General features: G+C 62.0%; 22 protein-coding genes. All 22 read left to right on the top strand.

Features of this window, described 5'->3' with window-relative positions; translation table 11 throughout:
- Positions 1 to 64: 64 nt before the first annotated feature.
- On the top strand, positions 65 to 583 hold the full coding sequence (rplJ, locus tag ACYQ8E_RS16815; protein ID WP_066725340.1) for a 50S ribosomal protein L10: 519 nt from the start codon (positions 65 to 67) through the stop codon (positions 581 to 583).
- A gap of 57 nt (positions 584 to 640) precedes the next feature.
- Entirely contained in the window at positions 641 to 1,024 is a 384-nt protein-coding gene (gene rplL, locus ACYQ8E_RS16820) for a 50S ribosomal protein L7/L12 (protein WP_066725342.1), read from the top strand.
- An 84-nt stretch (positions 1,025 to 1,108) separates the two neighbouring features.
- Positions 1,109 to 5,218 (top strand): DNA-directed RNA polymerase subunit beta, encoded by a 4,110-nt coding sequence (gene rpoB, locus ACYQ8E_RS16825; RefSeq protein ID WP_066725344.1) that lies wholly within the window; start codon positions 1,109 to 1,111, stop codon positions 5,216 to 5,218.
- Positions 5,219 to 5,302: 84 nt separating this feature from the next.
- Positions 5,303 to 9,484 (top strand): DNA-directed RNA polymerase subunit beta', encoded by a 4,182-nt coding sequence (gene rpoC / locus ACYQ8E_RS16830; RefSeq protein WP_066725347.1) that lies wholly within the window; start codon positions 5,303 to 5,305, stop codon positions 9,482 to 9,484.
- A gap of 151 nt (positions 9,485 to 9,635) precedes the next feature.
- On the top strand, positions 9,636 to 10,007 hold the full coding sequence (gene rpsL / locus ACYQ8E_RS16835; protein WP_066725350.1) for a 30S ribosomal protein S12: 372 nt from the start codon (positions 9,636 to 9,638) through the stop codon (positions 10,005 to 10,007).
- A 20-nt stretch (positions 10,008 to 10,027) separates the two neighbouring features.
- Positions 10,028 to 10,498: a 30S ribosomal protein S7 gene (gene rpsG, locus ACYQ8E_RS16840; RefSeq protein WP_066725358.1), complete on the top strand. Its 471-nt coding sequence runs from the start codon at positions 10,028 to 10,030 to the stop codon at positions 10,496 to 10,498.
- 42 nt (positions 10,499 to 10,540) lie between these two features.
- Positions 10,541 to 12,619 carry an elongation factor G gene (gene fusA, locus ACYQ8E_RS16845; protein ID WP_066725365.1) on the top strand — a complete coding sequence of 693 codons (2,079 nt, stop codon included), beginning with the start codon at positions 10,541 to 10,543 and terminating at the stop codon, positions 12,617 to 12,619.
- Between the two features lie 27 nt (positions 12,620 to 12,646).
- Positions 12,647 to 13,846, top strand: coding sequence for an elongation factor Tu (gene tuf, locus ACYQ8E_RS16850; protein WP_066725325.1), 1,200 nt, complete (start codon positions 12,647 to 12,649; stop codon positions 13,844 to 13,846).
- A 17-nt stretch (positions 13,847 to 13,863) separates the two neighbouring features.
- Positions 13,864 to 14,172: a 30S ribosomal protein S10 gene (gene rpsJ / locus ACYQ8E_RS16855; protein ID WP_066725369.1), complete on the top strand. Its 309-nt coding sequence runs from the start codon at positions 13,864 to 13,866 to the stop codon at positions 14,170 to 14,172.
- A gap of 39 nt (positions 14,173 to 14,211) precedes the next feature.
- The gene (gene rplC / locus ACYQ8E_RS16860; RefSeq protein ID WP_066725372.1) at positions 14,212 to 14,850 is read left to right on the top strand and encodes a 50S ribosomal protein L3; all 639 of its coding nucleotides are present in this window, start codon (positions 14,212 to 14,214) and stop codon (positions 14,848 to 14,850) included.
- Positions 14,851 to 14,883: 33 nt separating this feature from the next.
- Positions 14,884 to 15,507, top strand: coding sequence for a 50S ribosomal protein L4 (rplD, locus tag ACYQ8E_RS16865; protein WP_066725375.1), 624 nt, complete (start codon positions 14,884 to 14,886; stop codon positions 15,505 to 15,507).
- Positions 15,504 to 15,791, top strand: a complete 288-nt coding sequence (locus tag ACYQ8E_RS16870; RefSeq protein WP_066725378.1) for a 50S ribosomal protein L23 — start codon at positions 15,504 to 15,506, stop codon at positions 15,789 to 15,791. The genes rplD and ACYQ8E_RS16870 overlap by 4 nt, the downstream gene beginning before the upstream one ends.
- Positions 15,792 to 15,825: 34 nt before the next feature.
- The gene (gene rplB, locus ACYQ8E_RS16875; protein WP_066725381.1) at positions 15,826 to 16,650 is read left to right on the top strand and encodes a 50S ribosomal protein L2; all 825 of its coding nucleotides are present in this window, start codon (positions 15,826 to 15,828) and stop codon (positions 16,648 to 16,650) included.
- 26 nt (positions 16,651 to 16,676) lie between these two features.
- A complete protein-coding gene (gene rpsS, locus ACYQ8E_RS16880) occupies positions 16,677 to 16,955 on the top strand; it encodes a 30S ribosomal protein S19 (RefSeq protein WP_066725389.1) in 279 nt (92 codons plus the stop codon).
- A 22-nt stretch (positions 16,956 to 16,977) separates the two neighbouring features.
- Positions 16,978 to 17,310, top strand: coding sequence for a 50S ribosomal protein L22 (gene rplV / locus ACYQ8E_RS16885; RefSeq protein ID WP_066725392.1), 333 nt, complete (start codon positions 16,978 to 16,980; stop codon positions 17,308 to 17,310).
- Between the two features lie 26 nt (positions 17,311 to 17,336).
- A complete protein-coding gene (rpsC, locus tag ACYQ8E_RS16890; protein WP_066725395.1) occupies positions 17,337 to 17,984 on the top strand; it encodes a 30S ribosomal protein S3 in 648 nt (215 codons plus the stop codon).
- A 12-nt stretch (positions 17,985 to 17,996) separates the two neighbouring features.
- Positions 17,997 to 18,422 (top strand): 50S ribosomal protein L16, encoded by a 426-nt coding sequence (gene rplP / locus ACYQ8E_RS16895; RefSeq protein WP_459861500.1) that lies wholly within the window; start codon positions 17,997 to 17,999, stop codon positions 18,420 to 18,422.
- Positions 18,412 to 18,600 (top strand): 50S ribosomal protein L29, encoded by a 189-nt coding sequence (gene rpmC / locus ACYQ8E_RS16900; protein ID WP_066725404.1) that lies wholly within the window; start codon positions 18,412 to 18,414, stop codon positions 18,598 to 18,600. Before rplP ends, rpmC begins: the two co-directional genes overlap by 11 nt.
- Positions 18,601 to 18,621: 21 nt before the next feature.
- Positions 18,622 to 18,888 (top strand): 30S ribosomal protein S17, encoded by a 267-nt coding sequence (rpsQ, locus tag ACYQ8E_RS16905; protein ID WP_066725407.1) that lies wholly within the window; start codon positions 18,622 to 18,624, stop codon positions 18,886 to 18,888.
- A gap of 12 nt (positions 18,889 to 18,900) precedes the next feature.
- Complete coding sequence (gene rplN, locus ACYQ8E_RS16910) at positions 18,901 to 19,269, top strand: 50S ribosomal protein L14 (protein ID WP_066725409.1); 369 nt, start codon at positions 18,901 to 18,903, stop codon at positions 19,267 to 19,269.
- 23 nt (positions 19,270 to 19,292) lie between these two features.
- Positions 19,293 to 19,622 (top strand): 50S ribosomal protein L24, encoded by a 330-nt coding sequence (gene rplX / locus ACYQ8E_RS16915; RefSeq protein ID WP_459861503.1) that lies wholly within the window; start codon positions 19,293 to 19,295, stop codon positions 19,620 to 19,622.
- A 12-nt stretch (positions 19,623 to 19,634) separates the two neighbouring features.
- On the top strand, positions 19,635 to 20,174 hold the full coding sequence (gene rplE / locus ACYQ8E_RS16920) for a 50S ribosomal protein L5 (RefSeq protein WP_066725416.1): 540 nt from the start codon (positions 19,635 to 19,637) through the stop codon (positions 20,172 to 20,174).
- Positions 20,175 to 20,185: the final 11 nt, after the last annotated feature.

The following is a 20,185-nucleotide window of genomic DNA, read 5'->3' on the forward strand; positions in this document are numbered from 1 at the left end:
GGTCCTCAGTCTAGGGCGCGGGACTCAATGCAGACCCCAGACTACTTAGAAAGGAGGAGAGACGTTGAATAAGAACAGCAAGGAACAAGTCGTTGCCGACCTCGCCGCCAAGCTGGCGAACGCCAAGGCTACCTTTCTCGCCGACTACCGCGGGCTGAACGTCGAGCAGGTCAATGCCCTGCGCGGCGAACTGCGCAAGGCCGACGTCGAGTACCAGGTGGTGAAGAATACCCTGCTGCGCCTTGCCGCCAAGGGCACCGGCGCCGAGTGCCTCGACGCGCACCTGGCCGGCCCGACCGCCATCGCCATCGCCGGCGCTGACCCGGTCGCCCCGGCCAAGATTCTCAGCGAATTCGCCAAGGCCAACGCCAAATTCGAGCTCAAGGCCGGCGCTCTCGACGGCAAGCTGCTGTCGATCGACGACATCAAGGCCCTGGCCGAACTGCCGTCGCGCGAAGTGCTGCTCGGCAAGCTGCTCGGTACCCTTAACGCCCCGGTGTCCAACTTTGTTGGCGTACTGGCGGCGGTACCGCGTTCGCTGGTCCAGGTGCTCGCGGCAATCCAGGACAAGAAGGCGGCCTGAGCCGCCATTCCGATTACTTTTTAACCCTTTACGTTAAGCACCGATACGGAGGAAACCATGGCTGCAATCACCAAGGAACAGGTTGTCGAATTTATCGAGAAGATGTCCGTTCTCGAACTGTCTGAACTGGTCAAGGAACTGGAAGAGAAATTCGGCGTCTCCGCCGCGGCCCCGGTCGCCGTTGCCGCTGCCGGCCCGGCCGCTGCTGCTGCCGCCCCGGTCGAAGAGAAGGACGAGTTCGACGTCGTCCTCAAGGAAGCCGGCGACAAGAAGATCAACGTCATCAAGGTGGTCCGTGCCGTGACCGGTCTCGGCCTCAAGGAAGCCAAGGACCTCGTCGACGGCGCTCCCCAGACCGTCAAGGAAGCGATGCCCAAGGCCGAAGCCGAAGAACTGAAGAAACAGCTTGAGGAAGCCGGCGCCAAAGTGGAGCTCAAATAGTACCCTGTCCGATAGTTTCGCCATTAGCCAAGGTCGCCTTGTGCGGCCTTGGCTATTCTACTTTCGTTAGCACAAGGAGAAATCATGGCTTATTCGATCGCGAATAACCAGCTTCTGAGGAAACACTTCGCGCAGATCAAGCGGATCATCGATATCCCCAATCTGATCGATATCCAGAAGAATTCCTACAAGCGTTTCCTCCAGGCGGAGCTTCCTCCTTCGGCGCGGCAGAATATCGGCCTCGAGGCAGTCTTCCGCTCCGTCTTTCCGATCCGCGACTTCAGCGAAACCTGTTCCCTCGAGTATGTCTCCTACTCCCTGGGAATTCCCAAATATGACGTCGACGAGTGCCACCAGCGCGGCATGACCTTCGCCGCCCCGGTCAAGGTCCGGGTGCGCCTCGTCTCCTGGGATGTCGACAAGGATTCCGGCGTGCAGTCGATCCGCGACATCAAGGAACAGGAGGTCTATTTCGGCGAGATTCCGCTCATGACCGAAAACGGGACCTTCATCATCAACGGGACTGAAAGGGTCATCGTCAGCCAGTTGCACCGCTCCCCCGGGGTCTTTTTCGACCACGACAAGGGAAAAACCCACAGCAGCGGCAAGATCCTTTATTCCGCCCGGGTCATTCCCTACCGCGGCTCTTGGCTCGACTTCGACTTTGATCATAAAGACCTCCTCTACGTGCGCATCGACCGCCGCCGCAAGCTGCCGGCGACGGTGCTGCTCAAGGCCCTCGGCTATTCGACCGAGGAGCTGCTCAACTACTACTACGACATCGATACCCTGCTGATCGACAGCAACGGATACCAGAAAAAGGTCAACCTCGACCTCCTCCCGGGACAGCGCGCCGCCTTCGACGTGGTGGCAGCCGACGGCGAGGTGATCGTCAAGGCGAACCGCAAGTTTACCAAGGCGGCGATCCGCAAGCTGGCCGAAAAGGGGATTGAGACGATCCAGATCCTTGAGGAGGATGTCCTCGGCAAGATCGCCTCCACCGACATCGTCGACACCGCCACCGGCGAGGTTGTCGTCGAATGCAACGAGGAACTGACCGCCGGCAAGATCGAAGAGTTGCGCAGCCGCGGTATCAGCGAGCTCAAGGTCCTCTTCATCGACCACCTCTATGTCGGCCCCTATCTGCGCGACACCCTGCTCCTCGACAAGGTCGGGACCCCGGACGACGCGATGATCGAGATTTATCGGCGGCTGCGCCCCGGTGATCCGCCGACCCTGAAGAGCGCCCGGGCCCTCTTCGACAGCCTCTTCTTCAACGCCGAGCGCTACGACCTCTCCGCCGTCGGCCGACTCAAGCTCAACTACAAGCTCGGTCTCGAGACGCCGCTGGAGCACACCACCCTGACCAAGGAGGATATCCTTGAAGTGGTGCGCTACCTGATTGACCTGCGCAACGGCAAGGGGGCCATCGACGATATCGACCACCTCGGCAACCGCCGGGTGCGCGCCGTCGGCGAGCTGCTCGAAAACCAGTACCGGGTCGGCCTGGTGCGCATGGAGCGCGCCATCAAGGAGCGCATGAGCCTGCAGGAAGTCGACAGCCTGATGCCCCACGACCTGATCAACTCCAAGCCGGTCTCGGCGGTGGTCAAGGAGTTCTTCGGTTCCAGCCAGCTCTCCCAGTTCATGGACCAGACCAACCCCCTCTCCGAGATCACCCACAAGCGGCGCCTCTCGGCCCTCGGACCGGGGGGCCTGACCCGCGAGCGGGCCGGCTTCGAGGTGCGCGACGTCCATCCGACCCACTACGGCCGCGTCTGCCCGATCGAGACCCCGGAGGGGCCGAACATCGGCCTGATCGCGTCGCTCTCGACCTATGCCCGCATCAACGAGCACGGTTTCGTCGAGACCCCCTACCGGCTGGTCAAGGACGGCAAGGTCACCACCGATATCCGCTACTTCTCGGCCCTCGAGGAGGAGGGGCATGCCATCGCCCAGGCGAACGCGCCCCTCAACGAGGACAGCACCTTCGTCAACGAGCTGGTCAATGCCCGCAAGAACGGCGAGTTCATGCTGATGAACCGCGAGGACATCGAGCTGATGGACGTCTCGCCCAAGCAGCTGGTCTCGGTCGCCGCCTCGCTGATCCCTTTCCTCGAAAACGACGACGCCAACCGCGCCCTGATGGGCTCGAACATGCAGCGTCAGGCGGTGCCGCTGCTGCGGGCAGACGCGCCGCTGGTCGGTACCGGCATGGAGCGCATCGTCGCCCATGACTCGGGCGCCGCGGTCGTCGCTCGCCATCACGGCACCGTCGAGAGCGTCGACGCGGCCCGCATCGTGGTGCGCATCGACGAAGGGGAAGTCGACGAGACCGGCACCGGTGTCGACATCTACAACCTGATCAAGTTCATCCGCAGCAACCAGAACACCTGCCTCAACCAGAAACCGATCGTCAAGGTCGGCGACAAGGTCAAGCGCGGCGAGATCATCGCCGACGGCCCCTCGACCCAGTGGGGGGAGCTCGCCCTCGGGCAGAACGTCCTGGTCGCCTTCATGCCCTGGGAAGGGTACAACTTCGAGGACTCGATCCTGATCTCCGAGAAGCTGGTCAAGGAGGACCGCTACACCTCGATTCACATCGAGGAGTTCGAGTGCGTCGCCCGCGACACCAAGCTCGGCAAGGAAGAGATCACCGACGACATCCCCAACCTCGGTGAGGACGCCCTCGCCGATCTCGACGAGAGCGGCATTATCCGCATCGGCGCCGAGGTTCAGCCCGGCGACATTCTGGTCGGCAAGATCACCCCGAAAGGGGAGACCCAGCTCTCCCCCGAGGAGAAGCTGCTGCGTGCCATCTTCGGCGAAAAGGCCGGCGATGTGCGCGATACCTCGCTGCGGGTCCCGCCGGGGGTCGAGGGGGTCGTCATCGGCGCCCGCGTCTTCTCCCGCAAGGGGGCGGACAAGGACAGCCGCACCGAGATGATCGAGAAGGCGGAGATCGACAAGCTGCTCAAGGATCAGCACGACGAGATCCGCATCATCCGCGACTCGACCAAGGGGAAACTGAAATCGCTGCTGGTCGGTCAGACCGCGGCGGTCCAGGTCGTCAACGAGAGCGGGACCGTCCTCGTTGCCAAGGGGAAAAAGCTGACCGAGGAAGCCCTCGATCAGCTGCCGTTCCTCGCCTGGCGCGAAATCTCCCTCGCCAAGGCCGAGGAGATCGAAGAGAAGGTGGCGACGGTCTTTTTGCGCCTCGCCGAACGGGAGGACCTGATCAAGGGGGTTTTTGCCGACAAGATCGAGAAGCTCAAGCGTGGCGACGATCTCCCCCCGGGCGTGATCAAGATGGTCAAGGTCTACATCGCCATCAAGCGCAAGCTCTCGGTCGGCGACAAGATGGCCGGTCGCCACGGTAACAAGGGTGTCCTCTCGCGCATCCTCCCCGAAGAAGATATGCCCTACATGGCCGACGGCACCCCGGTGGAGATTGTCCTCAATCCCCTCGGCGTCCCGTCCCGTATGAACGTCGGCCAGATCCTCGAGACCCACCTCGGGCTCGCCGCCCGCGGCCTCGGTCTGCAGATCCAGGAAGTGCTCGACCGCGATTACAGCCCGGCGGCGCTGAAGAAGAAGGTCAAGACGATCTACGGCGACAAGGAGCTCGCCAAGTTCATTGACGGCCTCGGCGACGACGAGGTGCTGGCGATGGGACGCCGCCTCGCCGGCGGCATCCCGATGGCCTCCCCGGTTTTCGAGGGGGTCAACGAAGAGCAGATGAAGGCCGAAATGACCAGGGCCGGCGTCTCCAGCGGCGGGCAGATGACCCTCTATAACGGCAAGACCGGCGACCCCTTCAAGGAACAGGTCACCGTTGGCATCATGTATATGCTCAAACTGCACCACCTGGTTGACGACAAGATCCACGCCCGTTCCATCGGCCCCTACAGCCTCGTCACCCAGCAGCCGCTGGGCGGCAAGGCCCAGTTCGGTGGCCAGCGCCTCGGCGAGATGGAGGTCTGGGCGCTCGAAGCCTACGGCGCAGCCCATGCGCTGCAGGAGTTCCTCACCGTCAAGTCCGACGACGTCGCCGGCCGCACCCGGATCTACGAGGCGATCGTCAAGGGGAAGCATACCCTGGAGGCGGGACTCCCCGAGTCCTTCAACGTCCTGATCAAGGAACTCCAGTCGCTCTGCCTCGACGTCGAACTGCTCGAGGAAGAAGAGGAATAGGACCTGCTGCAGGTTCCCCGGAACCTGGCGGGCCGATGCAAGGTTTTTGCCTTATAACCAACCATCCTATAAGGAGGATGTGCCTTGGAAGATATCTTTACTCTGCTTGAGCGGCCGAAAGATCCCCTCAACTTCAACGCCATCCGGCTCTCCCTGGCCAGCCCGGAGAAGATCCGCGAACGTTCCTTCGGCGAAGTCAAGAAGCCCGAGACGATCAACTACCGGACCTTCAAGCCCGAGCGGGACGGCCTCTTCTGCGCCAAGATCTTCGGTCCGACCAAGGACTACGAGTGCAACTGCGGCAAGTACAAGCGCATGAAGCACCGCGGCATCGTCTGCGAAAAGTGCGGCGTCGAGGTCATTCCGAGCAAGGTGCGCCGCGAGCGACTCGGGCATATCGACCTCGCCTGCCCGGTGGCGCATATCTGGTTCCTGAAATCGCTGCCGTCGCGGATTTCGACCCTTCTCGACATGACCCTCAAGGAGGTCGAGAAGATCCTCTATTTCGAGGCTTATGTCGTCCTCGATCCGGGGGAGAGCAACCTTGTGGTCGGCAATATCCTCACCGAGGAGAAGTACCACGAGCTGATGGAGGAGTTCTCCGGCCAGTTCACCGCCAGCATGGGGGCCGAGGCGATTCGTGAGCTCCTCTCCGCCATCGAGCTCGACGAGCTCGGCAGCAGCCTGCGGGTGGAGATGAAGGAGGCGGCGAGCGAGGCGAAGCGCAAGAAGGTCGCCAAGCGTCTCAAGGTCGTCGAGGCCTTCCGCGAAAGCGGCAACCGCCCCGAGTGGATGATCCTCGAAACCATCCCGGTCCTCCCCCCCGAGCTGCGCCCGCTCGTCCCCCTCGACGGCGGCCGTTTCGCCACCTCCGACCTCAACGACCTCTACCGCCGGGTGATCAACCGCAACAACCGCCTGAAACGGCTGATGGAACTGCGCGCCCCGGAGGTCATTATCCGCAACGAGAAGCGGATGCTGCAGGAGGCGGTCGACGCCCTCTTTGACAACGGCCGCCGCGGCCGGGCGATCACCGGTCCCAACAAGCGTCCCCTCAAGTCCCTCTCCGACATGCTGAAAGGGAAGGGGGGCCGCTTCCGCCAGAACCTGCTCGGCAAGCGCGTCGACTACTCGGGGCGCAGCGTTATCGTCGTCGGCCCGGAGCTGAAGCTGCACCAGTGCGGCCTGCCGAAGAAGATGGCTCTCGAACTCTTCAAACCCTTCATCTACAACAAGCTCGAAGAGCGCGGCTACTGCACCACCATCAAGAGCGCCAAGAAGATGGTGGAGAAGGAGAAGCCGGAAGTCTGGGACGTGCTCGAGGAGGTCATCAAGGAACACCCGGTGATGCTCAACCGCGCACCGACCCTGCACCGTCTCGGCATCCAGGCCTTCGAACCGGTCCTCATCGAAGGGAAAGCGATCCAGCTCCACCCGCTGGTCTGCACCGCCTTCAACGCCGACTTCGACGGTGACCAGATGGCGGTCCACCTGCCGCTGTCGGTCGAGAGCCAGATCGAAGCCCGGGTGCTGATGATGTCGACCAACAACATCCTCTCGCCGGCCAACGGCAAGCCGATCATCGTCCCCTCCCAGGACATGGTCCTCGGCATCTACTACATGACCCGCGAGCGTGCCTTCGTCAAGGGGAGCGGCAAGATCTTCGCTTCCCCGGAAGAGGTGCGCATCGCCTTCGATGCGGGGGAGGCCGACCTCCAGGCCAAGGTCAAGGTGCGCATGGTCAATGCCGTCGGCGAAGCGCCGCAGCTGATCGAAACCACCATCGGCCGCGTCCTGCTGCGCGACGTCGTTCCCGAGTCGATCCCTTTTGAATACATCAACAAGGGGATGACCAAGAAGCAGGTGGCGGAGCTGATCGACGCCTCCTTCCGTCTCGCCGGCAACAAGGAGACGGTCATCCTCGCCGACAAGCTGAAAGAGACCGGCTATAAGTATTCGACCCTGGCCGGCATCTCGATCTGCCTCGATGACATGGTCATCCCCGCCGGCAAGGAGAATTTCATCAACAAGGCGGTCGAAGAGGTCAAGGAGATCCAGCAGCAGTACACCGAGGGTCTCATCACCGACGGCGAGCGCTACAACAAGGTCATCGACATCTGGGCCAAGTGTACCGAGGATATCGCCCAGACCATGCTGGGCAACCTCTCCGTCGACGTCCTCGTCGACCCCGCTTCCGGGGAGAAGGTGAAGGTTCCCTCCTTCAACGCCATCCACATGATGGCCGACTCTGGGGCCCGCGGCTCCGCCCAGCAGATCCGGCAGCTGGCCGGTATGCGCGGTCTGATGGCCAAGCCGTCGGGCGAGATCATCGAGACCCCGATCACCGCCAACTTCCGCGAGGGTCTGACCGTTCTGCAGTACTTCATCTCGACCCACGGCGCCCGCAAGGGTCTCGCCGATACCGCGCTGAAGACCGCCAACTCCGGTTACCTGACCCGGCGCCTGGTCGATGTCGCCCAGGACGCCATCATCACCGAGACCGATTGCGGCACTCTCGATGGCATCCAGGTCTCCTCGCTCACCGAGGGAGGCGAGGTGATCGAACCTCTGGGCGATCGCATCCTCGGCCGCTCGGCCCTGGAGGATGTCCTCGATCCGGTCACCGGTGAGGTGCTGGTCGAAGCCAACGCCGAGATCGACGAAGCGCTGGTCAAGAAGGTGGAGGACGCCGGGATCGAAAAGCTCAAGATTCGCTCGGTCCTCACCTGCCAGAGCCGGCGCGGCATCTGCGCCACCTGCTACGGGCGCGATCTCGCCCGCGGCCACCTGGTCAACCTCGGCGAGGCGGTCGGCGTCATCGCCGCCCAGTCGATCGGCGAGCCGGGCACCCAGCTTACCATGCGGACCTTCCATATCGGTGGTACCGCGTCGCGGCGGGCCGAACAGACCTCCCTCGAAGCCCGCTTCGACGGCGAGCTCAAATACATCAACCTCAACACCGTCGTCGATACCGCCGGCAACCATGTCGTCATGAACCGCAACGGTGAAATCGCGGTGATCGACGAGACCGGTCGCGAGCGCGAGCGCTACGGCGTGGTCTACGGCGCCAAGCTCCGGATCGGCCCCGGCGGAGCGGTGAAGAGCGGCGTCCTGATCGCCGAGTGGGACCCCTACACCATGCCGATCCTCACCGAGATCGCCGGTGTCGTGCGCTTCGGCGACATTATCGAGGGGATCACCATGGAGGAGCAGGTTGACGAAGTCACCGGCCTCTCCCGCAAGGTCATCATCGAGTCGAAAGACCCGGCGAAGCGGCCGCGCATTACCCTCAAGGACGCCGAGGGGAAGACCGCCAAGCTTCCCAACGGAGCTCCGGCGCGCTACATGCTGCCGGTCGGCGCCAACATCGTCGTCACCGAGGACATGCTCGCCAGCGCCGGTGAGATCCTCTCCAAGATCCCCCGCGAAACGACCAAGACCAAGGACATCACCGGGGGTCTGCCGCGCGTCGCCGAGCTCTTCGAGGCGCGCAAGCCGAAAGAGTTCGCCGTCATCTCCGAGATCGACGGCATGGTCTCCTTCGGCAAGGACAGCAAGGGGAAACGCAAGGTCGTCGTCACTCCCGAGCTTGGCGAGGCAAAGGAATATCTGATCCCCAAAGGGAAGCACATCAGCGTCCACGAGGGGGATCATGTCAAGGCCGGCGAGGCGCTGATGGATGGCTCCTCCAACCCCCACGACATCCTGCGCGTCCTTGGCGAGAAGGAGCTGGCCAAGTACCTGGTCGACGAGGTGCAGGAGGTCTACCGCCTGCAGGGGGTCAAGATCAACGACAAGCACATCGAGACGATCGTGCGCCAGATGCTGCGCCGGGTCCGCATCAAGGAGGTCGGCGATACCCGCTTCCTCCTCGACGACCAGGTCGAGCGCTGGGAGTTCGAACAGGAGAACCAGCGGGTCATGGCCGAGGATGGCCAGCCCGCCGTCGGCGAGCCGCTGATGCTCGGCATCACCAAGGCGTCCCTCTCCACCGAGTCCTTCATCTCCGCCGCATCCTTCCAGGAGACCACCAAGGTTCTCACCCAGGCGGCGATCGAAGGGAAGGTCGATTTCCTGCGCGGACTCAAGGAGAACGTCATCATGGGCCGCCTGATCCCGGCCGGGACCGGTGTCTCCAAGTACCGGGGCGCGAAGCTCCTCATCGAGGAGCCGGAAGAGCTCCCCGAGCCGATGCCGGAAGAGGAAGAGATCGACGACAGCGACGTAAGTGAGCTCGAAGAAGGGATCGAACCGGCCCTCGATTGAGGGCCGGGAGCAACCCCGCAGAGCCAGGAAAAGAAGTCTGAAAAAAGTCCTTGACAAGGGTCGGGGGCGTTGCTACTATTCGCGGGTTTTTCCCCGCAAAATACCAACCGCTCTTTTAACTTTGTGAATACGCGATTTCGGGAGTAAGTAGATGCCGACAATTAATCAGTTGATCCGTAAGGGACGCGAAAAAAAGGAGAAAAAGTCGACGGCGCCGGCGCTGAAGGGGAACCCCCAGAAGCGCGGGGTATGCACCCGTGTTTACACCACCACGCCGAAGAAGCCGAACTCCGCGCTGCGCAAGGTTGCCCGCGTGCGTCTCACCAACGGGATCGTCGTCACCTCCTATATCCCCGGGGTGGGGCACAATCTCCAGGAGCACTCCGTGGTGCTGATCCGTGGCGGCCGCGTTAAGGACCTTCCGGGTGTACGTTACCACATCGTGCGTGGCACCCTCGATTTGGCGGGTGTCAAGGGCCGGATGAAGAGTCGTTCCAAGTACGGGGCCAAGCGGCCGAAATAACCAAGGGCTGAGAGGACGTTATGCCGAGAAGAAGAGAAGTTGCCAAGCGGGTTATTCTCCCCGATCCCAAATACAACGATCGCCTGGTGGCCAAGTTCATGAACGCGGTCATGCTCGACGGCAAGAAGAGTATTGCCGAGTCGATCGTCTACGGTGCCTTTGACCTGATTTCCGAGCGGACCAGCGATGAACCGCTGGAAGTCTTCAAGAAGGCCCTGGATAATGTCCGGCCGATGCTTGAGGTCAAGTCCCGCCGCGTCGGTGGCTCCACCTACCAGGTTCCCGTCGAGGTGCGTGCCGAGCGGCGCAATGCTCTCGCCTTCCGCTGGATCATCACCTATGCCCGCGCCCGTGGTGAGAAGACGATGCGCGAGCGGCTCGCTGGTGAGTTCCTGGATGCCGCCAACAACCGTGGCGCTGCGGTGAAGAAGAAGGAAGATACGCACCGCATGGCCGAGGCCAACAAGGCTTTCGCCCACTACCGCTGGTAACCCCTGCGGTCCGACCGAACCCAGAAGAAGGAACCCGAAATCGTGGCACGCAAAGTTTCCCTCGCAAAAACCCGTAACATCGGGATCATGGCTCACATCGACGCCGGCAAGACGACGACGACCGAGCGCATCCTTTACTATACCGGCATCTCCCATAAGATCGGCGAAGTCCACGACGGCGCCGCGACCATGGACTGGATGGAGCAGGAGCAGGAGCGCGGCATCACCATCACCTCCGCCGCCACCACCTGTTTCTGGAAGGACCATCGCGTCAATATCATCGACACCCCCGGGCACGTCGACTTCACCATCGAAGTCGAGCGCTCCCTCAAGGTGCTCGACAGCGCCGTGGCGGTCTTCTGTTCCGTCGGTGGCGTCGAGCCCCAGTCCGAGACCGTCTGGCGTCAGGCCGACAAGTACGGGGTTCCCCGTCTCGCCTTCATCAATAAGATGGACCGCATCGGCGCCGACTTCAACCGCGGCGTGCAGATGATGCGCGACCGGCTCGGCGCCAACCCGATCCCGATCCAGCTCCCCATCGGCAAGGAAGACTACTTCAAGGGGGTCATCGACCTCATCGAAATGAAGGCGATCACCTGGGACGACGAGTCCCTGGGCGCCAAGTTCGATGTCGCCGAAATCCCCGCCGAGATGCGCGAGGAGGCCGAAGCGGCCCGCGAAGCGCTGATCGAGGAAGTCTCGACCCACGTCGAGGAGTTGATGGAGAAATATCTCGCCGGCGAGACGCTGACCAACGCCGAGCTCAAGGCCGGTATCCGCAAGGCGACCATCGCCCTTGCCATCAATCCGGTCCTCTGCGGTTCTGCCTTCAAGAACAAGGGGGTGCAGCACCTCCTCGACGCCGTCATCGACTACATGCCGTCGCCGACCGACGTGCCGGCCATCCCGGGGATCAATCCCGACACCCAGGAAGAGCTGACCCGGCCGGCCGATGACAACGGGCCCTTCGCCGCCCTCGCCTTCAAGATCATGACCGACCCCTTCGTCGGCCAGTTGACCTTCTTCCGGGTTTATTCCGGGGTGATCGAGTCCGGCTCCGCCGTCCTCAACTCCACCAAGGACAAGAAGGAGCGTATCGGCCGCATTCTCAAGATGCACGCCAACAAGCGCGAGGAGATCAAACAGGTCTACTCCGGTGACATCGCTGCCGCCGTCGGTCTCAAGTACACCACCACCGGTGACACCCTCTGCGATGAGAACAAGCCCTGCCTGCTCGAATCGATGGAGTTCCCCGAGCCGGTTATCCATGTCGCCGTCGAACCGAAGACCAAGGCCGACCAGGAGAAGATGGGCAACGCCCTCGGCAAGCTGCTGCAGGAAGATCCCTCGCTGCGCTGCCGCACCGATGAAGAGACCGGCCAGACCATCCTCTCCGGGATGGGCGAGCTCCACCTCGAGATCATCATCGACCGCATGAAGCGCGAGTTTAAGGTTGAGTGCAACGTCGGTGCCCCCCAGGTCGCCTACCGCGAGTCCCTCACCAAGACCGTCGAAGTCCAGGGCAAGTTTGTCCGCCAGTCGGGTGGCCGTGGTCAGTACGGCGACTGCTGGCTGCGCATCGAGCCCCAGGAGCCGGGTGTCGGCTTCGAGTTCGTCGACGCCATCAAGGGGGGCGTGATTCCCAAGGAATATATCCCGGCCGTCGGCAAGGGGGCGGAAGAGGCCTCCCAGAACGGCATCCTCGCCGGCTTCCCGATCGTCGACGTCAAGGTTACCTGCTTCGACGGTTCCTATCATGACGTCGACTCCTCGGAGATGGCCTTCAAGATCGCCGGCTCCATGGGCTTCAAGGAGGGTGCGGCCAAGGCCGGCCCGGTCCTGCTCGAACCGATCATGGCCGTCGAAGTCGTCACCCCGGAAGAGTACATGGGTGACGTCATGGGCGACCTCTCCAGCCGTCGCGGCAAGATCATGGGGATGGAAGGGCGCGCCGGTGCCCAGGTGGTCAACGCCCACATCCCTCTCGCCAACATGTTCGGTTATTCCACCGACCTGCGCAGCGCCACCCAGGGCCGCGCCACTTATACCATGGTCTTCGACCACTATGAGCAGGTCCCCCGGGCCATTTCCGAAGAAGTCATCGCCAAGGTCAAAGGCTAAATTTTAAGTCGCCAAGGAGCGTTTCCCATGTCCAAAGCCAAATTTGAAAGAACCAAGCCCCATGTCAACATCGGGACGATCGGTCACGTTGACCACGGCAAGACGACCCTGACCGCCGCCATCACCAAGGTTCTGGCGTCCCGGGGCGGCGCCGAGTTCAAAGCCTTCGACATGATCGACAACGCTCCCGAGGAGCGCGAGCGCGGCATCACCATCGCCACCGCCCACGTCGAGTACCAGACCGAGAAGCGGCACTACGCCCACGTCGACTGCCCGGGCCATGCCGACTACGTCAAGAACATGATCACCGGTGCGGCGCAGATGGACGGCGCGATCCTGGTCTGTTCGGCGGCCGACGGCCCGATGCCGCAGACCCGCGAGCACATCCTGCTCGCCCGCCAGGTCGGTGTCCCCGCCATGGTCGTTTTCCTCAACAAGGCCGACATGGTCGACGACGAGGAGCTGATGGAACTGGTCGAGCTGGAGGTGCGTGAGCTCCTCTCCGCCTACGACTTCCCCGGCGACGACATTCCGATCATCCCTGGCAGCGCGCTGAAAGCCCTCGAGTGCGGCTGCGGCAAGGTGGAGTGCGCGGCCTGCAAGCCGGTCCTCGACCTGATGGACGCGGTCGACAGCTACATCCCCGAGCCGGAGCGGGCCATCGATCGCCCCTTCCTGATGCCGGTGGAAGACGTCTTCTCGATCTCCGGCCGCGGCACCGTGGCGACCGGTCGTGTCGAGCGCGGCGTGGTCAAGGTCGGCGAGGAGATCGAGATCGTCGGCATGAAGGCGACGGCGAAGACGGTCGTCACCGGTGTCGAGATGTTCCGCAAGCTGCTCGACCAGGGGCAGGCCGGTGACAACGTCGGCGTGCTGCTGCGCGGCGTCAAGCGCGAGGACATCGAGCGCGGCCAGGTGCTGGCCAAGCCCGGCAGCATCACCCCGCACACCAAGTTCAAGGCGGAAGCCTACATCCTGACCAAGGAGGAGGGGGGTCGTCACACCCCGTTCTTCAAGGGCTACCGTCCCCAGTTCTACTTCCGGACCACGGACGTGACCGGGATCGTCGAGCTGCCGGAAGGGACCGAGATGGTCATGCCGGGCGACAACATCGCCATGACCGTGAACCTGATCACCCCGATTGCCATGGACAAGGAACTGCGCTTCGCGATCCGCGAAGGCGGCCGCACCGTCGGCGCCGGTGTCGTCTCCGACATCATCGAGTAAGTGAGGATATTACTGCCATGCCGAGCCAGAAGATCCGTATCCGTTTGAAGGCTTACGACCACAAGCTGCTCGATCTCTCCGTCAACGAGATCGTCGATACCGCCAAGCGTACCGGCGCCCGCATTGCCGGCCCGGTCCCCCTGCCGACGGTGATCAACAAGTACTGCGTGCTGCGTGGCCCGCATGTCGACAAGAAGAGCCGTGAGCAGTTCGAGATGCGCACCCACAAGCGTCTCCTCGATATCCTCGAACCGACCCAGCAGACCGTCGATGCGCTGATGAAGCTCGACCTCTCCGCCGGTGTCGACGTGGAAATCAAGCTCTAACCGCAACCGACCGACTTTCGAACATAGAGGGTAAGTGCAATGATCAAGGGAATTCTGGGCAAAAAACTGGGCATGACCCAGCTCTTCGCCAATGACGGCCGGCGTATCCCGGTGACGGTTGTCGAAGCCGGCCCCTGCACCGTGGTGCAGAAGAAGACTGTCGCCAGCGACGGTTACAGCGCACTCCAGCTCGGTTTTATCGCCAAGCCGGCGCACCGCGTCAACAAGCCGGAACTCGGCCACTTCAAGAAAGCGGGCCAGGGCGCCTTCCAGTACCTGCGCGAGCTGCGCGGTGAAGGTCTCGACGAGATCAATATCGGTGACGAGATTCGCCTCGACAACATCTTTGTCGCCGGTGACGTCATCGATGTGACCGCCACCAGCAAGGGGAAGGGGTTCCAGGGCGTTATCAAGCGCTGGAATTTCTCCGGCGGCCGCGCCACCCATGGTTCCATGTTCCATCGCGCGCCCGGCTCCATCGGCGCCAGCGCCTGGCCGTCCCGGGTTTTCAAGGGGAAGAAGATGGCCGGCCAGATGGGGAACGAGCAGGTGACCGTGCAGAACCTGCAGATCGTTGAAGTGCGCCCCGAAGAGAACCTGATCCTGGTGCGCGGGGCGATCCCCGGGGCGAAGAATGCCCTGGTCGTCCTCCACAAGGGGATCAAGGTCAAGCAGTAATCGATACCGAGAGAGTCTCTGGGAGATAGAACCATGGCGAAGATCGCAGTCTACGATATCAACCGGAAACAGGTCGCCGAGCGCGAGCTCAACGACGCGGTGTTCAACACCGACGTCAAGGGGTACCTGATCCATGACATGGTGCGTTACCAGCTGGCCGCGCGCCGCCAGGGAACGGCCAAGACCAAGACCCGCAGCGAAGTCTCGGGTGGCGGCAAGAAGCCCTACAAGCAAAAAGGGACCGGCAACGCCCGTCAGGGCTGCATCCGCGCACCGCACTATGTCGGTGGCGGCACCGCCTTCGGGCCGACCCCGCGCAGCTACGACTTCAAGCTCAATCGCAAGGTCAAGAAAGCCGCCCTCTGCAGCGCCCTGTCGCTGCGCTTCAAGGGGGAGAAGCTGACTGTCCTCAACGCCCTGGAGCTCGAAGCGATCAGCACCAAGGGGTTCGCCGAGGTTCTCCAGCGTTTCGACCTTGCCAACACCCTGGTGGTGATCGATGGCGAGAATCGCAACCTGGAACTGTCGGCGCGTAACCTCCCCTTTGTCAAGGTGCTGCGCAGCGAGGGCGTCAACGTCTATGACGTGATGAAATACCGCCACGTGATCCTGACTGAAGGAGCCGTGTCGCAGCTGGAAGGAGCGTTAGCGCTATGAAGCCGTTGCACCAGATCATCAACAGACCGCTGATCACCGAGAAGACCAGCCTGCAGAAGGAGACCGGCCGTGTCGTCGCCTTCGAGGTTGCCCCGGGAGCCAACAAGATCGAGATCAAGCAGGCGGTGGAAAAGGCTTTCAATGTCAAGGTGACCGACGTCAACACCGTGCGCGTCGCCGGCAAACCGAAGCGTGTCGGCCGCACCATGGGCAAGCGCGCCAACTGGAAGAAGGCCTACGTGACGTTGGCCGAGGGCAGCAGCATCGACTTCTTCGGCGTCTAAACCGACTGTTACCTAGCGATACGGAGTAACGATAATGGCGATCAAGAATTACAAACCGACTTCTCCTGGCCGCCGTGGCATGACCTCTTCGACCTTCGAAGAAGTCACCACCGGCAGCCCTGAAAAGTCCCTGGTAACCAGCCTCAAGCGCACCGGCGGACGCAACAACCATGGCCGCATCACCAAGCGGCACACCGGCGGCGGCCACAAGCGGCGGTACCGGATCATCGATTTCAAGCGCGACAAGAAGGAGATCCCGGCCCGGGTCGTCTCCGTCGAGTACGATCCGAATCGCAGTGCGCGCATTGCCCTGCTCAACTACGCTGACGGCGAGAAGCGTTACATCCTGGCGCCCCTCGGCATCAAGGTCGGCGATAGCGTGATCGCCAGCAACACGGCCGACATCCAGCCGGGGAACGCTCTCTCGATCCGTTCGATCCCGCTTGGTACCTGGGTCCACAACGTTGAGCTCAAGCCCGGCAAGGGGGGGCAGCTCGCCCGCAGCGCCGGTACCTACGCCTCGATCGCCGCCAAGGAAGGGAAGTACGCCCAGCTGCGCATGCCTTCCGGTGAGGTTCGTCTCGTCCATCAGGACTGCCTGGCGACCATCGGCCAGGTCGGCAACGCCGATCACGAAAATGTCAAGATCGGCAAGGCCGGGCGTAACCGCTGGCTCGGCAAACGCCCCCAGTCCCGCGGCGTGGCGATGAACCCGGTCGACCACCCCCATGGCGGTGGCGAAGGCAAGAGCTCCGGCGGGCGTCACCCGGTCACCCCCTGGGGGGTTCCGACCAAGGGCTACAAGACCCGCACCAACAAGCGCACCGACGGCTTTATCGTGCGCCGCAGAACTAAATAATCACCGCTTAGATAGAGGAGACGGCAGTGGCTAGATCGATCAAAAAAGGTCCGTATATTCAGGAGTGCCTCCTGCGCAAGATCGACACCGAGGCAGGAGCCCCGTCCAAGAAGGTGATCAAGACCTGGTCGCGGCGGTCCACCATCATCCCCGAATTCGTGGGTTGCACCTTCGCCGTGCACAACGGCAAGAAGTTTATCCCGGTATTCGTGACCGAGAACATGGTGGGGCACAAGCTTGGCGAGTTCGCGCCGACGCGGACCTACTACGGCCACGGCGCTGACAAGAAGAGCAAGAAGCGCTAAGGACATCAAGGAGTCGTCAGACATGGAAAGCACAGCCACTTTGAAATATGCCCGCCTGTCGCCGCAGAAGACCCGTCTGATCGTCGACATGGTCCGTGGCAAGGGGATCCAGGATGCCCTGAATATCCTCAAGTTCTCCCCGCAGAAGGCGGCTCCGATCGTCGCCAAGCTGGTGAGCTCGGCGGTTGCCAATGCCGAGCAGAAGGGGGTCTCCGACGTCGACCGGCTCTTCGTCAAGACGATCACCGTCGACATGGGACCGGCGCTGAAGCGCTTTATCCCCCGCGCCCAGGGGCGGGCAACCAAGATTCGCAAGCCGACCAGTCACATTACCGTCGTCCTCGACGAGAAATAACGGTTCGTCCTCAAGGAGGTGATAGTTTGGGCCAGAAAGTTCATCCAATCGGTTTTCGTCTGGGCGTTATCCGGACGTGGGATTCCAAGTGGTACGCAGAGGGCAATTACAGCCAGCTGCTGCACGAGGACATCAAGCTTCGCAATTACCTGAAGAAGCGCCTGTTCCACGCCGGCATCGCCAAGATCGAGCTGGAGCGGGCCGCCAGCAAGGCGAAGATCAATATCTTCGCGGCACGTCCCGGGATCATCATCGGCAAGAAGGGTTCCGAGGTCGAGGCGCTCAAGAAAGAGCTGGCCAAACTCACCGACAAGGAAGTCTTCATCAATATCCAGGAAGTGCGCAAGCCGGAAATCGACGCGCAGCTGGTGGCCGAAAGTGTCGCCCTGCAGCTCGAACGCCGCGTCGCCTTCCGCCGGGCGATGAAGAAGAGCGTCAGCCAGGCCCTCAAGTTCGGGGCCCAAGGGATCAAGATCAACTGCGCCGGTCGTCTAGGCGGTGCCGAGATGAGTCGCACCGAGTGGTATCGTGAAGGGCGTGTGCCGCTGCACACCCTGCGCGCCGACATCGACTACGGTTTCGCCGAAGCCAAGACCACCTACGGTATCATCGGCGTCAAAGTCCTGATCTTCAAGGGCGAGGTCCTGGCCCAGGAACAGGAACGGAAGGGATAGGAGTCTCAAGCCATGTTAATGCCCAAAAAGGTTAAACATAGAAAAACGTTCAAGGGTCGGATGACCGGCGCTGCCCAGCGCGGCAACGCGATCAACTACGGCGACTTCGGGCTCCAGTCCCTCGAATGCGGCTGGCTCTCCTCGCGGCAGATCGAGGCCGCCCGGCGCGCCATGACCCGCTACATCAAGCGTGGGGGCAAGATCTGGATCCGTGCCTTTCCGGACAAGCCCCTGACCAGCAAGCCCGCCGAAACCCGCATGGGTAAGGGTAAAGGTTCCCCGGACAGCTGGGTTGCCGTGGTTCGCCCCGGCATGATGCTTTACGAAATGCAGGGTGTGGACGAGGCGACGGCCCGCGAGGCCTTCCGCCTGGCGGCTCACAAGCTGCCGATGAAGACCAAGTTCGTGATGAGGGAGGAACTGGCGAATGAAAGCTAGTGAGCTCAAGGAGCTGAATGTCGACGAGCTCAGCAAGAAGGCGCAGGAGCTGAGCCAGGAACTCTTTAATCTGAAGTTTCAGCTGCACACCGGGCATCTGGAGAACAGCTCCCGTATCGCCCAGGTTCGGAAAGATATCGCACGGGCAAAAACCGTGCTGCGGCAGAAGCTCGCATAAACGCGCATCGGCGAGGACGATATGACGAAGGAACGTGGCAATCGGAAAACCCGGGTCGGGATCGTGGTCAGCGACAAGATGGACAAGACGGTCGTCGTCAAGCTCGACCAGCTGGTCATGCACCCGGTCTACAAGAAATACATCAAGCGCAAGGTCACCTGCAAAGCCCATGACGAGCAGAACAGCTGCTCTGTCGGGGACAAGGTCCTGATCGTGGAGACCAGGCCGCTGTCACGCGACAAGCGGTGGAGAGTCCGCGAAATCCTCGAAAAGCAAGTCATTGTCTAGGAGATACACGTCATGATTCAGATGCAATCGACACTTGACGTTGCAGATAACTCCGGTGCCCGGAAACTCTGCTGCATCAAGGTCCTCGGCGGCTCCAAGCGCAAGTACGCTGGCCTGGGCGACATCATCATCTGCTCGGTCAAGGAAGCGATGCCGAATTCCCGGGTGAAGAAGGGGGACGTGGTGCGGGCGGTCATCGTGCGCACGGCCAAGGAAGTACCCCGGCCCGACGGCTCCTACATCCGTTTTGACAACAACTCTGCGGTGGTCGTCAATGCCGCCGGGGAGCCGGTCGGAACCCGCATCTTCGGTCCGGTCGCTCGCGAACTGCGCGCCCGCCGCTTCATGAAGATCGTGTCGCTGGCGCCGGAAGTCCTTTAAACAGGAAACAGGAGAAGAGAGCAATGGCGGCAAACAGACTTCATGTCAAGAAGAACGACATGGTGATGATCATAACGGGGAAGGACAAGGGAAAGTCCGGCAAGGTCACCCGCGTCTTCCCTGAAAAGGGGCGGCTGGTCGTCGAGAACCTCAACGTTGTCAAGCGGCATACCAAGGCCAACCGGGCCAACGCCGAAGGGGGCATCATCGAAAAGGAAGCCCCCCTTGACGCCTCCAACGTGCTGCTGCTGTGCGGAGCCTGCAACAAGCCGACCCGCACCGGCATGCGCAACCTGGAGGATGGAAGCAAAGTGCGCTTCTGCAAGAAGTGCAACGAGATCGTGGACAAGTAACGGAGGATTTCCATGGCCCGCCTGAAAGAGATGTACCAGGCCGAGTTGGCCCCACGGCTGATGAAGGACCTGCAGTTGAAAAACGTGATGGAAGCTCCCCGGCTCGAGAAGATCATCGTCAATATCGGCCTCGGGGAAGCGATCCAGAATATCAAGGTACTTGAATCGGCGGTCGACCAGCTCGGGCAGATTACCGGCCAGAAGGCGGTTATCACCAAGGCCAAGAAATCGATCGCTCAGTTCAAGCTGCGTGAAGGGATGCCGATCGGCTGCATGGTTACCCTGCGCCGCGACCGCGCCTACGAGTTTCTTGATCGCCTGATCAACGTCGCCCTGCCCCGCGTGCGCGACTTCAAGGGGGTATCGCCCAAGGCCTTTGACGGCCGTGGCAACTACACCCTCGGCATCCGCGAGCAGATCATCTTCCCCGAGATCGACCTGGAGAAGATCGAGAAGGTCAAGGGACTCAACGTGACCATCGTGACCACCGCCCGGACTGACGAGGAGGGCCGCGCCCTGCTCGCCGGGATGGGGATGCCTTTCAGAAAATAAGACGCAGCAAA

This window comes from Desulfuromonas carbonis, from assembly GCF_054658035.1.

Coding starts and splice junctions, on each gene's coding strand:
- rpmC (WP_066725404.1), top strand. CDS start 18,412: ATGAAAGCTAGTGAGCTCAAGGAGCTGAATGTCGACGAGCTCAGCAAG.
- rplD (WP_066725375.1), top strand. CDS start 14,884: ATGGCGAAGATCGCAGTCTACGATATCAACCGGAAACAGGTCGCCGAG.
- ACYQ8E_RS16870 (WP_066725378.1), top strand. CDS start 15,504: ATGAAGCCGTTGCACCAGATCATCAACAGACCGCTGATCACCGAGAAG.
- rpsL (WP_066725350.1), top strand. CDS start 9,636: ATGCCGACAATTAATCAGTTGATCCGTAAGGGACGCGAAAAAAAGGAG.
- rpoB (WP_066725344.1), top strand. CDS start 1,109: ATGGCTTATTCGATCGCGAATAACCAGCTTCTGAGGAAACACTTCGCG.
- tuf (WP_066725325.1), top strand. CDS start 12,647: ATGTCCAAAGCCAAATTTGAAAGAACCAAGCCCCATGTCAACATCGGG.
- rplV (WP_066725392.1), top strand. CDS start 16,978: ATGGAAAGCACAGCCACTTTGAAATATGCCCGCCTGTCGCCGCAGAAG.
- rpsG (WP_066725358.1), top strand. CDS start 10,028: ATGCCGAGAAGAAGAGAAGTTGCCAAGCGGGTTATTCTCCCCGATCCC.
- rplE (WP_066725416.1), top strand. CDS start 19,635: ATGGCCCGCCTGAAAGAGATGTACCAGGCCGAGTTGGCCCCACGGCTG.
- rpsJ (WP_066725369.1), top strand. CDS start 13,864: ATGCCGAGCCAGAAGATCCGTATCCGTTTGAAGGCTTACGACCACAAG.
- rplP (WP_459861500.1), top strand. CDS start 17,997: ATGTTAATGCCCAAAAAGGTTAAACATAGAAAAACGTTCAAGGGTCGG.
- rplC (WP_066725372.1), top strand. CDS start 14,212: ATGATCAAGGGAATTCTGGGCAAAAAACTGGGCATGACCCAGCTCTTC.
- rplB (WP_066725381.1), top strand. CDS start 15,826: ATGGCGATCAAGAATTACAAACCGACTTCTCCTGGCCGCCGTGGCATG.
- rplL (WP_066725342.1), top strand. CDS start 641: ATGGCTGCAATCACCAAGGAACAGGTTGTCGAATTTATCGAGAAGATG.
- rplN (WP_066725409.1), top strand. CDS start 18,901: ATGATTCAGATGCAATCGACACTTGACGTTGCAGATAACTCCGGTGCC.
- rplX (WP_459861503.1), top strand. CDS start 19,293: ATGGCGGCAAACAGACTTCATGTCAAGAAGAACGACATGGTGATGATC.
- rpsQ (WP_066725407.1), top strand. CDS start 18,622: ATGACGAAGGAACGTGGCAATCGGAAAACCCGGGTCGGGATCGTGGTC.